12 protein-coding genes and 1 riboswitch are annotated in these 14003 nt (G+C 40.3%); of the genes, 5 read left to right on the top strand and 7 right to left on the bottom strand.

The window, feature by feature from the left end:
- Positions 1 to 127: 127 nt before the first annotated feature.
- Both M1D52_RS05835 and ytxJ read left to right on the top strand, forming a co-directional pair.
- Positions 128 to 847 (top strand): hypothetical protein, encoded by a 720-nt coding sequence (locus M1D52_RS05835; RefSeq protein ID WP_437391833.1) that lies wholly within the window; start codon positions 128 to 130, stop codon positions 845 to 847.
- A gap of 9 nt (positions 848 to 856) precedes the next feature.
- On the top strand, positions 857 to 1189 hold the full coding sequence (ytxJ, locus tag M1D52_RS05830; RefSeq protein ID WP_013668446.1) for a bacillithiol system redox-active protein YtxJ: 333 nt from the start codon (positions 857 to 859) through the stop codon (positions 1187 to 1189).
- Here the strand turns inward: ytxJ and M1D52_RS05825 are convergent.
- Positions 1173 to 1586 (bottom strand): OsmC family protein, encoded by a 414-nt coding sequence (locus tag M1D52_RS05825; RefSeq protein ID WP_013668447.1) that lies wholly within the window; start codon positions 1584 to 1586, stop codon positions 1173 to 1175. The genes ytxJ and M1D52_RS05825 overlap by 17 nt on opposite strands.
- A 105-nt stretch (positions 1587 to 1691) precedes the next feature.
- On the opposite strand from M1D52_RS05825, the gene lipA reads away from it, so the two are divergent.
- The gene (gene lipA, locus M1D52_RS05820) at positions 1692 to 2573 is read left to right on the top strand and encodes a lipoyl synthase (protein WP_130858586.1); all 882 of its coding nucleotides are present in this window, start codon (positions 1692 to 1694) and stop codon (positions 2571 to 2573) included.
- Positions 2574 to 2584: 11 nt separating this feature from the next.
- Here lipA and M1D52_RS05815 read toward each other — a convergent pair whose 3' ends face one another.
- Positions 2585 to 4084: a bifunctional ADP-dependent NAD(P)H-hydrate dehydratase/NAD(P)H-hydrate epimerase gene (locus M1D52_RS05815; protein ID WP_013668449.1), complete on the bottom strand. Its 1500-nt coding sequence runs from the start codon at positions 4082 to 4084 to the stop codon at positions 2585 to 2587.
- A 169-nt stretch (positions 4085 to 4253) separates the two neighbouring features.
- Positions 4254 to 6575, bottom strand: a complete 2322-nt coding sequence (metE, locus tag M1D52_RS05810) for a 5-methyltetrahydropteroyltriglutamate--homocysteine S-methyltransferase (RefSeq protein ID WP_013668450.1) — start codon at positions 6573 to 6575, stop codon at positions 4254 to 4256.
- Positions 6576 to 6717: 142 nt separating this feature from the next.
- Positions 6718 to 6919: riboswitch (cobalamin riboswitch) on the bottom strand.
- A gap of 178 nt (positions 6920 to 7097) precedes the next feature.
- On the opposite strand from metE, the gene M1D52_RS05805 reads away from it, so the two are divergent.
- Both M1D52_RS05805 and M1D52_RS05800 read left to right on the top strand, forming a co-directional pair.
- The gene (locus M1D52_RS05805) at positions 7098 to 7592 is read left to right on the top strand and encodes a cation:proton antiporter regulatory subunit (RefSeq protein ID WP_013668451.1); all 495 of its coding nucleotides are present in this window, start codon (positions 7098 to 7100) and stop codon (positions 7590 to 7592) included.
- 30 nt (positions 7593 to 7622) lie between these two features.
- Positions 7623 to 8891 (top strand): cation:proton antiporter, encoded by a 1269-nt coding sequence (locus M1D52_RS05800; RefSeq protein WP_130858589.1) that lies wholly within the window; start codon positions 7623 to 7625, stop codon positions 8889 to 8891.
- Between the two features lie 16 nt (positions 8892 to 8907).
- Here M1D52_RS05800 and M1D52_RS05795 read toward each other — a convergent pair whose 3' ends face one another.
- The 4 genes from M1D52_RS05795 to M1D52_RS05780 form a co-directional block, all read right to left on the bottom strand.
- Positions 8908 to 9579 carry an MgtC/SapB family protein gene (locus M1D52_RS05795; protein ID WP_437391831.1) on the bottom strand — a complete coding sequence of 224 codons (672 nt, stop codon included), beginning with the start codon at positions 9577 to 9579 and terminating at the stop codon, positions 8908 to 8910.
- Between the two features lie 9 nt (positions 9580 to 9588).
- Positions 9589 to 9909 (bottom strand): iron-sulfur cluster assembly protein, encoded by a 321-nt coding sequence (locus tag M1D52_RS05790; RefSeq protein WP_013668454.1) that lies wholly within the window; start codon positions 9907 to 9909, stop codon positions 9589 to 9591.
- 11 nt (positions 9910 to 9920) lie between these two features.
- Positions 9921 to 12779: an excinuclease ABC subunit UvrA gene (uvrA, locus tag M1D52_RS05785; RefSeq protein WP_437391829.1), complete on the bottom strand. Its 2859-nt coding sequence runs from the start codon at positions 12777 to 12779 to the stop codon at positions 9921 to 9923.
- Between the two features lie 221 nt (positions 12780 to 13000).
- Entirely contained in the window at positions 13001 to 13795 is a 795-nt protein-coding gene (locus M1D52_RS05780) for a lytic transglycosylase domain-containing protein (RefSeq protein ID WP_013668456.1), read from the bottom strand.
- Positions 13796 to 14003: the final 208 nt, after the last annotated feature.

The raw sequence follows: 14003 nt of genomic DNA, 5'->3' as shown, positions 1-14003 counted from the left end.
TCCCGAATAATGTGCCAAGTTTTTCAGTTAGTTTACCTATGATTTATAGCGAACCTGGAAATTTAGCATATAAATTAACAAACAAAGGAAAATGTGTATTCTAAAGATTAAACATGCTTTTTTTTTAATGCTGTTTTTACTTTCCTTCTGTTCCGAAAAACAAACTTTTGCCCAAACCAAGGATCAAATAGTTAATCTAATATGGCAAGGGTTGGGTGGCAAACAAGGTTGGAATGAAGCTCGTTACTTTATGTTTAGCTGTAAATCGAACCTAAACAAAACACTCTCCCGGGAACATGCATATATATGGGATCGAAACACTGGCAACTGTCGTTTTGAGGGAACAAATGAGCAAGAGCAGAAAATTATTGCATTATTTAATACGGAAAATAATAAAGGCAGAGCCTTTGTAGATAATAAAACAATAAACAATAGTGATTCGGCGGCTCTTCTAATTTCTTCCATAATCAATGCCTTTAATACAGAAACATTTTGGTTATTTCCGCCCAAGAATCTGACAGAATCGTCCCTACTCACCGTAAAAGAAGCAGAGCTAATAGGAAGCGTTCGATACAATGTAATTGAAATTCGACAGTCACCTACAGATAGCGCAGAATTCCGTACAAAAATATACGTCGATGCCAATACGGGTCGGATCTTTCAATGGCAAACACTGGACGAGGGTGGCAATATTAAATACAATTTTGTGACATCTGATTTCAAAGATGTAGGAGGCGGACTCACCCTAGCTACTACCTTTACAGATACAAAGGATGGCTTTTTTATAAAATTCCCCATTGTTTCCGCCCTTATTAACGTAGAATCTGATAAATTTTCAAAACCATAGCTGATACATATGAAGTGGATTGAACTGAACACACAAGATACGCTTGAAACGATAGCGGCATCAAACTCGTATGCCATTATTTTCAAACATAGCACGCGCTGTCCTGTGAGCAGTATGGCAAAAAGAACGTTCGAATTTGAGTCGTCCCTGATACCAGAAGAAACCCCAGTGTACTTGGTCGATTTGATTAAATATCGTGAGATATCTAATCAAATCGCTGATAAATGGAAGGTACGGCACGAATCTCCCCAGGTGCTGTTAATTAAGGGCGATGATTGTGTATATAACGAATCGCACAATGAAATAGAAGTAGCCAAAATTGTTGTTAAGATGGCCAATTAAAAGTTAGGGTTTTCTTAATATCAGGATGTAAGCTTAAGTAAACCGGACAGGTTTCCGCTGCCTTTTGCAAAATGCGTTGGTCATGATCCGAATAGTTTACATTATCAGCGAAATTCAGTACAACTTGTATTTCTGCAATTTTTCGTGGGTTCGACTGCATAATCTTCGTGGTGGCTGCTTCTATTTTTCCAAGTGAGATCTCGTGAGCTTGCGCAGCAATACCCATGATAGTTAGCATGCAGCTGGTAAGCGAAGCAGCCAAGAGATCGGTCGGCGAAAAAGCCTCTCCTTTACCTTGATTGTCAACCGGTGCATCGGTTATTATTTTCGATTGCGATTGCAGGTGTACTGCTTCGGTACGCAAATCGCCTAAATAGGTTGTTCGAACAGTAGTCATTGTAAATATAATTAGAATGTAATAAGCTATTGTCTGGGTGTGCAACTGTCCAAGTTGGCACAAAATACGCCGCTAATTTAGAAAATTATTAATTACTTTTGTGTTATGATTGAACTACCCGTTATCCCTGCCAATCAATTGCAGCGCAAGCCGGATTGGTTACGTGTTAAGCTTCCTGTAGGTAAAGAATATAAACATGTAAGAGGTTTAGTAGACGAACATAAACTCCATACTATCTGCGAAAGTGGTAATTGTCCTAATATGGGTGAGTGTTGGGGTGCAGGTACAGCGACATTTATGATTCTCGGGAATATCTGTACCCGGTCGTGCTCGTTTTGTGCAGTAGCGACTGGCCGGCCAAAAGCGGTTGAATTAGATGAACCCATGCGTGTAGCCACCTCTGTTAAGCTCATGCAGGTAAAGCATTGCGTAATTACTTCAGTAGATCGAGATGATTTGAAAGATGGTGGATCGACTATTTGGGCCGAAACAGTAAATGCCATTCGAAGGGAAAGTCCCGGAACAACTCTAGAGACACTCATACCGGATTTTAAAGGCATTTGGGAGAATTTAGATCGGGTATTAGCGGTACGTCCTGAAGTCGTATCTCATAATTTAGAGACTGTTCGACGTCTCACAAGAGAAGTACGTATACAAGCCAAATATGACAGAAGCCTTGAATGCTTAAGAAGAATATCTGCTGCAGGCTTACGCACGAAGTCTGGTATAATGCTTGGTTTCGGTGAGACGGAAGCTGATGTGATTGAGGCGATGCAGGATTTATATGATGCCGGTGTGCATATTCTCACGTTGGGACAATATTTACAACCGACGAAAGCTCATCATCCCGTAATTGAATGGATTACGCCCGAGCAATTTAAACATTATCAGGATATTGGCTTAAAGATGGGCTTTAAATATGTAGAAAGTGGACCTTTGGTACGTTCTTCTTACCATGCAGAAAAGCATTTATTCGATATGCAATAATTGATTTATGTCTATATCGACGACGAAAAATCCTCAATAACATTGGGGATTTTTTTTATCAAACAGCTTGCGGGTATTACACCCATGCCCTCTGCAGCTAATAGGTCTCCTGCTTTTCCATGTATAAAAACACCTAATATTGCAGCATCCGCTGCTTTATAACCTTGCGCCAATAAGGCTACTAAAATGCCCGTCAATACATCGCCCATACCGCCACTCGCCATAGCGGGATTTCCCGTAAAGTTAACCCATATCTTGCCATCTGGCAGAGCCACAAAGGTATATCGATTTTTTAGTACAATGATTAGTTTCCTCCTTGAAGCCTCTGTTCTTGCTTTTATGACACGATCCCACCAGTGATCACTATGTCCAAAAAGGCGGTCAAATTCTTTCATATGAGGTGTAAGGATTGTTTCCGCTTTTAATAGCGTCAGCAAGTTTTTATTTGCTGCCACTACATTTAACGCATCTGCATCCAACACGAGGGGGGGGAGATCATCTGCTAACAATTCGCTTAAACATCCCCTTATTTCCTCTCCCGTTCCTAAACCCGGGCCTATGCCTAATGACTTATACTTCCCTGTTCCTAATTCTGATAGTTTTGATCGGTCAAGTGCCATTACCTCGGGCAATCGAGTATTCAGGGCGCTTAATCCGCTTGACGGGATACAAACAGTAGTCAGCCCCGCTCCTGTATATAAACAAGCTTCAGCAGACAGCAATGCAGCTCCCATTGTATGCTCATTGCCAGCCAATATGCAGGCATGTCCATAGGTACCCTTATGACTAAAATTCTCTCGCACCTTTAAGCGAGAACGGATATCGTCATTCATAATCGAACAAAATTCAGTATCCAAGGAGGCCATAAAACCTTGGTGCAAACCGATATCCACCACATGGAAGCGTTTCAAAAACTTTCCGCTTTCGGGAAATAAGAAACTTATCTTAGGTGCTTGAAAAGTAATCACATCCTGCGCGATAATAACATTTTCGAAAGTCTCCATATTGCCTTCTGCAGGCATTCCGGTTGGAATATCGACCGAAACTACCACCTTTGCCTCTTTATTAATGTATCTAACAAGGGAACGCCAAGGATCAATTAGTGGCTTATTCAATCCGGAACCGAAAAGTGCATCAATCACAACGTCAGCTGTTATCGAAGGGAGCTGCTCAGCGGGAAATAATTCTTGAATTTGAATAGAATAGGTCAATAATCGTTTATAGTTGACCTCAAAGTCATCAGTTTTTTTATTATTATACCTAACTATCCATACCGCAATATTGGTATAACCTCTTTCGAAAAGTAAACGAGCTATGGCTAGACCGTCTCCACCATTATTTCCCGTGCCACAGCAAATTATTACAGATGGGCGGTCTGTATATAAACTAACAAACTTATTCACAAAAGCCTCGGCTGCTCGTTCCATTAAATCAATGGACGAAACTGGTTCATTTATTATCGTATAAGCATCTACCTCCCGAATTTGAGAAGCTGTCAATAAATTTTGCATAGCGTAAGTTAACCAAAAAAAGTGGCATATTAAACATAGATAAATCCCTTATTATAGGAAACGTAATACGTTATCTATTAATAAGGGACTCATCAATATCCGTCACTATTGAGGCTTATTTAGAAGAAAACAAGCTGCACAGCTCAAACTGAAAAAAGCCTATTCATTATTAAACGACTTCTACGACACCTCTGAGTGTTTTTGCAGCGTCCACCATTGCTTCCAGCGCTGCTTTTGTTTCCGGCCAAGCTCTTGTTTTTAGTCCACAGTCCGGATTTACCCATAATTGTTTAGGATTTATTACAGCCGATGCTTTGTCCATTAGCGAGATCATCTCCTCCTTACTTGGAATTCTCGGGGAATGGATGTCATAAACTCCCGGACCGATGTCATTTGGATAGTTAAAGTTAGCAAAAGCGTCTAGTAATTCCATTTGTGAACGAGACGTTTCGATAGTAATAACATCAGCATCCATAGCAGCGATGTCTGAAATAATGTCATTAAATTCAGAGTAGCACATATGAGTATGGATCTGGGTATCATCCTCGACACCAGCAGCAGTTAATCTAAAAGCTTTTACTGCCCAGTTTAAATAATCTCGTTGGTCTTTTTGACGCAAGGGCAGTCCTTCCCGAATAGCTGGCTCATCTATCTGTATTATCTTAATACCTGCGTGCTCCAATGCCAGTACTTCATCTCTTATGGCTAGTGCGATTTGAAAAGCAGTTTGCCAGCGAGGTTGATCATCTCTTACAAATGACCATTGTAGAATGGTGACCGGCCCCGTTAACATCCCTTTTACAGGCAGTCGAGTAATTGACTGGGCATAAGACGTCCAATATACCGTCATGTCTTTTGGTCGGCTAACATCACCAAATAAAACGGGCGGTTTTACGCACCGTGATCCGTAGCTTTGCACCCATCCGTTCTTTGTGAAGGCATAGCCCTGTAATTGCTCGCCAAAATACTCAACCATATCATTCCTTTCGAACTCCCCATGTACCAAGACATCCAAACCGACCTGCTCTTGCCAGGCAATCGCCTCTTTTGTTTCTGCTCTAATTAGATTTTCGTATTCATCAATGGTGATTTCTCCTTTTTTAAATTTCGCCCGCCAACCCCTCACTTCTTTTGTCTGCGGAAATGAACCGATGGTAGTGGTTGGATATAAGGGCAGTTTTAACGTTTCGAGCTGCTTTGCTTTTCGCTCCGCAAAAACGCTACGCCTGTTTGTATCTTTATCTGAAATTGCATTAACACGGTCTTTTACCTCTTGATGATGAATTAAGGCAGAAGCCTTACGCCGATTTTGCGAAACTTTGTTATCCTTAAATCGCTGAAGAACAGCTGTATCTTCATACTCGCTTCGTAACAAGGCCAGATCTTTTACTTCTTCCAATTTTTGTTTAGCAAAAGCAAGCCAGTCCTTCACTTCCAATGGTAATGTCTCTTCATTATCCTCATAAGCCAAGTCACATGGAACATGTAACAGCGAACATGAAGGGGCAATCCATATCCGCTCCTTACCGATTTTCCGGATTGCTTTGTCAATCAGTGTGAGAGAGCGTTCATAATCATTTTTCCAAATATTTCGACCATCTACGACTCCTAAAGACAAAATAAGCTCGTTCGGTATGTTATCCAGCACTGCTTCGAGTTGATTTGCTGCCCTGACAAGATCTAAATGTAACGCATTAATAGGAAGTGACAAAGCGACCTCTAAATTATCATTCACTCCCTCGAAATAGGTTGCAATTAAAAGTTTAGTATCCCCGGCACTTTTAGCTAAACGCTTATAGACCTGCTGATATAACTTGCGAGCTTTATCAGGTAAATCCAATGCCAAAAAAGGTTCATCGAATTGAATCCATTTCACTCCATACTTTCGCAATCTCCCAATCACCTCTTCATAAACAGGCAGTAATGCCTCGATTAAATCTAAGCGATCGAAACCCGCTTCCTTTTCTTTACCCAATAGAAGATAAGTTATTGGCCCGATCAATACCGGTTTGGTATCGACACCCAATTGTTTCGCCTCGTAATATTCGTTGATAATTTTTTCCGAAAAAAGACTGAACTGCTGATTCTTTGTAAATTCCGGCACTAGGTAATGGTAATTGGTGTCAAACCATTTAGTCATTTCCATTGCAGTGACATCGATACCCTCATGTTGGAAACCTCTTGCCATAGCAAAATAGAGATCTAGTTCATGTTCCGAACTCTTATTTGCTGCAAGTCCGTGATACCGCGCAGGGATAGCCCCTACCATCAGTGTTGTGTCCAATACTTGATCATAGAAAGAGAAATCATTCGAAGGGATAAGATCTATTCCTATTTCCTTTTGAATTTTCCAATTAGTAGCGCGGATTTTAAGTCCTGCATCCAATAGCTCTTTTCTCGTAATCTTACCGCTCCAAAAGGCCTCACTTGCCTTTTTTAATTCCCGTTGGGCACCAATGCGCGGGTACCCTAAATTGTTTGTAAACAACATAGTTAAATAATTTAATGAATAACACTTGTTCTTTTTCAAAAACCCGCGGCTTGTAAAGAAGGAACTTTAAGGCATAGTACGACAGGCTCCGATAAAGGAGTAGTATACTAAATGGCCTCAACACAGCTTCTTCTCGCGAAAGCCTGTTGAAAATTCAATGGCAAGTCTCCTGGCTTGCATTCGTCCGTTTTACGTCTTCCCATTCTGGATTTTCCTGAACAGTGACTGTGGTATGTAAAACCTATCCCAAGAGGGAGAATGCTTACAGTTGCGCGACAGCCCATGATTTGCACATGGTTCCTTATTAATTCCCGTTAAGGGAAACCATTAAACGCTCAATCTGAGTATTACTTGATTAACAAGTCTCCAAACCTAAGATATTTTTAGTAACTTTGCAATTTGTTTACAAAGTATTCGACATAATAGGTAGACTACTACAATAATAAAATTTCCGCCAAACAGATAGTACAGGGTTGGCAATGGCGCCCAACTCATATATTGTTAACTAAATTAAGGATCAAAATGTCTATAGTTAGGGAAAGTGACTTACCTGGTATAGGTAAGAAATACCAAATTGAAACCGGAGCCGGTGATAACATGGTAGTGGTTATCCACGATGATGGTAATCGCGAGTTGTATCGTTTAGATGAGGAAGAGAATGAATCTAAATGTGTAATGACACTAAATGATGAGGAGTCTCGTCAAGTAGCAGGTATTATAGGTGGTTTATCTTACAAACCCAAGGCTCTTGAGACGATGGAGTTAGCAGTTAATGATCTTGTTATTGAATGGTATAAAATCGAAGAAAAGGCAGTCATTAATCAACAAACTATCGGACAATTAGGCGTTAGGCAAAAAACCGGGGCTTCTATTATTGCAGCGATTAAAAATGAAGACAGCGTAATAAACCCAGGTCCTGACTATTTAATAACACCCGGTACTACGTTAGTGGTTGCTGGAAAGCGGAGTAATATAAAAGCGTTAAAAGAATTATTAAAAAGCTATCAAGTTGTATAGTTAACCTTATAGGAAAACCCATGTGAAAGTATGCATACAGAAACCCTGATCTTAGAAATTGGAATAGCCGTTGGACTTGTCGCTTTAGTAGGTCTATTAGCCAATAAACTGCGTTTTTCAGTTATACCTTTCTTTATTTTGATTGGCATGGCCTTGGGAGAACACGCACCAACAATCGGTTTAATCGACTTGCAATTCACTGAAAGCAAACCCTTTATCGATTTCATGGGCAGATTAGGTGTTTTGTTTTTACTTTTCTATTTAGGTCTTGAGTTTTCAGTTGGACGGCTCATAAAATCGGGGAAAGCAATTGTATCCGGCGGATCAATCTATGTGTTTCTAAATTTTGTTTCCGGTTTATTAGTGGGGTGGATGATGAATTTACCTTTTGCGGAAATGATGATTCTATGCGGCATCATGACCAGCTCGTCCACAGCAATTGTTGCAAAAGTGTTGACAGACTTAAAGCGAACCGCAAACCCGGAAACGGAGGTTATTATGGGTATGATCATGTTTGACGACTTGTTCATAGCCATGCATATCTCTTTTCTTTCCGGTTTGGTTCTAACCGGTGGTGGCTCATTTTGGACCGTAGCCAGCACCTCCTTACTAGCACTTGCCTTCATTCTGCTTTTTTTGGTTCTCGGAAGGAAGGTGATCCCTTATATCGATAAGGTACTAAATGTTAAATCGGGCGAACTATTTATACTGATAATTTTCTCACTTCTATTCTTAGTTGCCGGCTTTTCGGAAACAATTCACGTTGCTGAAGCGATTGGGGCGCTGATGGCAGGCCTCGTTCTTGCTGATTCTCAATATATTAAACGAATAGAACAAATCGTATTGCCATATAAAGACTATTTTGGTGCGATGTTCTTCTTTAGCTTCGGTTTATCCATTGATCCTTTTTCCCTTGGAGGCGCCGTCATGTGGGGAGCTATAGCTGCATTGATAACTATCTTCGGAAATCTCGCCTCTGGTTATTTTGCTTCACATTTTGCCGGGTTGAAAAAGAAAACTTCTTTTGATATTGGCTTTACCTTATCTGCTAGAGGAGAGTTTTCCATTATCATGGCTAACATAGGCAAAGCGGGAGGGCTTAATCCGATTATCCAGTCTTTTGTGGTCGTATACGTGCTAATTCTAGCTATCGTTGCTCCAATATTAACCAAAGAATCCAGAAATATCTGGCATGGAATATTTGGAGGAGGATTATATGCGAAGGATAAGCAACCAGCGAAAACGCTTGAGGCATTAGAAGCGAAAAGTGCGGAGCAAGTACAAGTAGAAGATAAATAACCTACAAATATTATTATTATTTTCTCCAAGCAATCTCTTTGATGGAACTATGATGTTGAATTTTGTCTATGGCAGCCAAGATCTCTTTGTCTTTCTGCCCCTGAAACCCAATTTCAATAGTGATCTCATTATTAGCCTTATCAAAAAACAAATTGGCCAGCTTTAATTGCTCCGTATCTAACCATTCGTCAACGAATCTCATCGGATTGGTATCGTTGGTAAGCGTTAAACGTAGGATACGAGGTGCATAACGTTGTACAAGTCGCTTTTCTAGCGGTTGCAAAATCCACAATATAATAAGAACAAAGATTGTTGCAATTAGCGCGGCAAAATACATGCCACCACCGCAGGCCAAACCAATTCCGGCAACGGTCCATAATCCTGAGGCTGTCGTAAGCCCCTTCACAATGCCCTGTTTTAGAAACATAATGGTGCCTGCACCTAAGAAACCTATACCGCTCACTACCTGAGCCGCGACACGAGAAGGATCTAAAGTTACATGCCCTGTTTTGAGAATATCCGAAAAACCGAAAGACGAAACCATCATCATCAAAGAAGCGCCAAGACAGACCATCATATGGGTGCGCATACCCGCAGCCCAATTCTTACGCTCGCGTTCTAATCCCACAGCAGCGCCAAATGCAGCTGCCAGCACAAGACGTATAACGGTTTCCTGATAGGATAACATAAAACATTTTTACATAAATCCCAACTCCAATCGAGCTTCCTCACTCATCATACTTTTATCCCATTTAGGCTCGAACGTAAGCTCCACAAGAGCATTCTTTACTCCCTCCACCTTCGCTACCTTTCGTTGCACTTCATCCAACAACTCACCTGCAACCGGACAGGCTGGTGCTGTAAGCGTCATAACTATTTTAGCCGTCCCATCCTCTTTGGTAATAATCTCGTAGACAAGTCCTAGCTCACATATATTAACAGGAATCTCAGGATCGAAAACTGTTTCTAACTCTGACTTGATTTTATCCGCTATTCCAAGTTTATCTAAAACTATCATGTTATATCGAATTATTTAGCAATACTCTCTTTGACGCTTTCCAGAAGCTCTGTTTTAAGAAAACGAGCCGTCTCACTCTTCTTATTTTTCACCATCTCCTCAGGCGTTCCGCTAAAAAGAATTTTTCCCCCACCCGCTCCACCTTCGGGGCCTAAATCTATAATCCAGTCCGAAACCTTAATAACGTCTAAATTATGTTCTATAACAAGAACGGTATTACCCCGATCTACTAATCGATTTAAAACACCCAACAGAACGTTAACGTCTTCGAAGTGTAGTCCTGTTGTGGGTTCATCAAGTATATAGAATGTATTCCCGGTATCTTTCTTTGATAATTCAGTTGCTAATTTTACCCGTTGTGCCTCACCTCCGGATAAAGTTACGGAAGATTGTCCTAAAGTGAGATATCCCAGGCCAACATCTTGCAATGTTTTGATTTTCCGATAAATTGCAGGAATTGACTCAAAAAACGGAACAGCTTCGTCAATACTCATATCTAGCACATCGCTGATAGATTTTCCTTTATATCTTACTTCGAGCGTTTCCCTATTATAACGTTTTCCATTACATCCTTCACATGGTACTTGTACATCCGGCAAAAAATTCATTTCAATCACCTTCATTCCGGCTCCCTGACAAACTTCGCAACGTCCACCTTTCACATTGAATGAAAATCTACCTGGCTTATATCCACGAATTTTAGCTTCAGGAAGCTGAACAAATAGACTTCGAATGTCTGAAAATACGCCAGTATACGTTGATGGATTTGACCGAGGTGTCCGGCCTATTGGAGTCTGATCTATTTCGATTACTTTATCAATATGCTCTAAGCCCTCAATCTTCGCATAAGGCATCGGAATCTTTTTTGCCCTAAAAAAATGGTGGTTAAGAATTGGATAAAGAGTTTCCGTAATTAAAGTTGATTTACCACTTCCTGACACACCAGTAACCGAAATCAACGTTCCCAATGGAAAATCTACTGAAACATTTTTTAAATTGTTGCCCGTAGCCCCTCTTAAGCGTAAATGAAAGCCATTGCCTGTTCTTCTATTTTTCGGTACACGGATTTGCTTTGTGCCATTTAAATATGCGGCGGTTAACGTATCAGCTTCTTTAATCTGCGTAGGCTTCCCTTGTGCAACGACCACCCCGCCATTGAGGCCGGCCGCGGGGCCCATATCGATAACATAATCAGCTTCTAATATCATATCCTTATCGTGCTCCACAACAAGCACTGAATTACCGATGTCGCGAAGATCTTTTAATGCATTAATTAGACGCGCATTATCTCGTTGGTGCAAACCAATGCTCGGCTCGTCCAGAATATATAGTACATTAACTAACTGTGATCCTATTTGAGTAGCCAAACGTATCCTCTGTGCCTCCCCACCAGATAGCGTTTTTGCAGTACGATCCAACGTAAGATAACCTAAACCAACGTTTAACAGAAAATTCAAACGATTAATGATTTCTTTTAAAATTTCCTCGGCTATCACGATCTGACGTTCATTTAGTTTCTCTTTTAAAGAAGAAAACCAAGAGCTAAGCGCTACAACATCCATATTTGCCAGTTCGGATATGTTCTTATTAGCAAGCTTGAAATGAAGAGATTCTTTTTTTAGTCGTGCACCACTGCAAGCTGGACATTTCTTCATCACCCTGAAAAGTTCAATGTCTTCCGTTTTCCGTTCAGATTGCTCTTCCAGTAGTTTAAATATTCCGTCAAAGGTTATCTTGTATTCTTTAACATTCCACTTGTTATAGGCAACGGGCACTGTTATTAAATCAGGCGAACCATTTAACAATATGTCCAACTGTTCTTCTGTAAGCTTATTAAGAGGCTCAGACAATGAAAACTCATATTTCTTGGCAACAGCCTTTAACTGCTGAAAGGTCCAATTGTCTTTATACTCTCCCAGCGGAGCTATTCCTCCTTTAAGAATGCTTAATTTTGGGTTAGGTATAACGGACTCCTTGTCGATTTCAAACACATAACCTAGACCGTCGCATTGGTCACAGGCACCATACGGCGAATTAAAAGAAAAAGTGTTGGGCTGTGGCTCATCATAAGAAATGCCACTTTCCGGATCCATTAAGTAACGACTAAAGAAATATTCATTATTATCTTGGTCACTCAGCTTTATGATTCCTTTGGCTGCTTTCATAGCCTGTTGAATAGATGCTTGAAGCCGCTTTCTCTCTTTCTCACTAATCGTCAACCGATCGATAACCATTTCGATATCATGAATCTTGTATCGATCAACCTGCATTTTAGGTACTAAATCCATCATCTCACCGTCAACTCTCACTTTAACAAAGCCTTGTTTGCGAATCTGCTCAAACAGTTCTCGATAATGCCCTTTTCGGCCTTTTACTAAAGGGGCCAAAATATTCACGGCTTGCCCATCAAATTGTGTTAATATTCTTGTAATAATCTGATCTTCGGACATCCGTTCCATTTTACGGCCCGTAACATATGAATATGCTTCGCCAATACGGGCATACAGTAATCGCATAAAATCATATATTTCAGTAATAGTGCCAACTGTAGACCGCGGATTTTTACTGGTTGTTTTCTGCTCGATTGCAATTACAGGACTTAGACCAGCAATTTTGTCTACATCAGGGCGTTCCATGCCCCCCATAAATTGCCTGCTGTAAGCACTAAAAGTCTCCATATAACGCCGCTGTCCCTCGGCGTAAATTGTATCAAATGCAAGTGACGATTTACCACTTCCGCTTAAACCTGTTATTACTACCAGCTCGTTCCGTGGTATCACAACGTCTATATTCTTTAGATTGTGAACACGCGCGCCAAAAACTTCAAGTTCACTTTGCTCTCCTAAATCAGGTGTATTCCGATTACTCATGTATAAAAAAGGATATAAATTGTGAATCTGTCAAGGGATAATCGCTGATGCTTTTATTTAGTATTTTTAACCTCTCCTCAACAGCCCAAGCATAGTACAAACTTAGGTAAATTACTTCGATATACAATCAAAGCTACGTCAATACTAACCATTTTTGCTAAAAAAATTAACAAAAAAAGTCACAGCATAAGCTGCGACTTTTTTTAAATCAGCGTAATAAGCTACAGCCGATCGGAATGTCCCTCGCTTTCATGGTTGGCATCAAGCGCAAGTTTTGAGTTTGGGCTGCTGACACCCTTATATCCGTAGCTTGTTGGGTTTTCAATAACCTCTTTCGTAGAAATTAGTTTATAAACGTAATTAGCTGTCTCTTTATTCAGCTTCAGTTTATAGTAATCTTCCTCGTTCTGTCGACGGATAGTCTTTCTAAGGCTCCCTCCTCCTACATTATAAGCCGCAGCTACGAGTGTCCAGTTTCCAAAATCTTTATATAAGACTTTCAAATACTTGCATGCTGCCTCAGTAGACTTTTCTACGTCAAGGCGCTCATCGAAGGACGGTCCAACTTTTAATCCGAAAGCCTTCGCGGTAGCTGGCATAAATTGCCATAGACCTGCCGCTCCTTTGTGTGAGGTGCCTTCGATTAACCCACTTTCGACAAGTGGCAAATACTTGAAGTCTTCTGGGATTCCGTATGCGCGAAGAATAGGTTCAATTTTTGGGAACCATGCTTTCGCATTCTTGTGAAGTTTGTGAGTCTTAAGCCGCTCAAAGGAGTGTGCTTTTAAAGAACGCTTAATCTTTCGTTCAACATTTTCATCTCCTACTGGAAGATATTCATCTGCAAAATTTAAGCTCGCAAATAAAGATCTCTTACTTTTTGACCCACTTTTTGTACTTGCTGGTATGGCGTTATAAGTTCGATGCTCAACTACAGGCCGGCTGTAAATAAACATTTTTGAAAGAACTAAAACAACTAAAACCACCACGCTTGTACATAGGTGTTTTTTTATCATTTTTTACCTTTCTGTTTTGGTTATGCAAAAAAGCGCAGCAAATATAAAAATTATTTCCTTACAATACAAACACTTACAAAACACACCTTGATTATGTGAAATTTTATACGTATAATATAAGTCTAATATTTTGGTAAAATTCACATTCAAAGTACTTTAATACTCATTATTTTGAGTACCTTTGCGAGATAATTTTACGGATAAAATA

Source organism: Olivibacter sp. SA151, assembly GCF_054130995.1.
The sequence above is the reverse complement of the archived record's forward strand: the minus strand, read 5'-3'. Positions and strand labels throughout refer to the sequence as shown.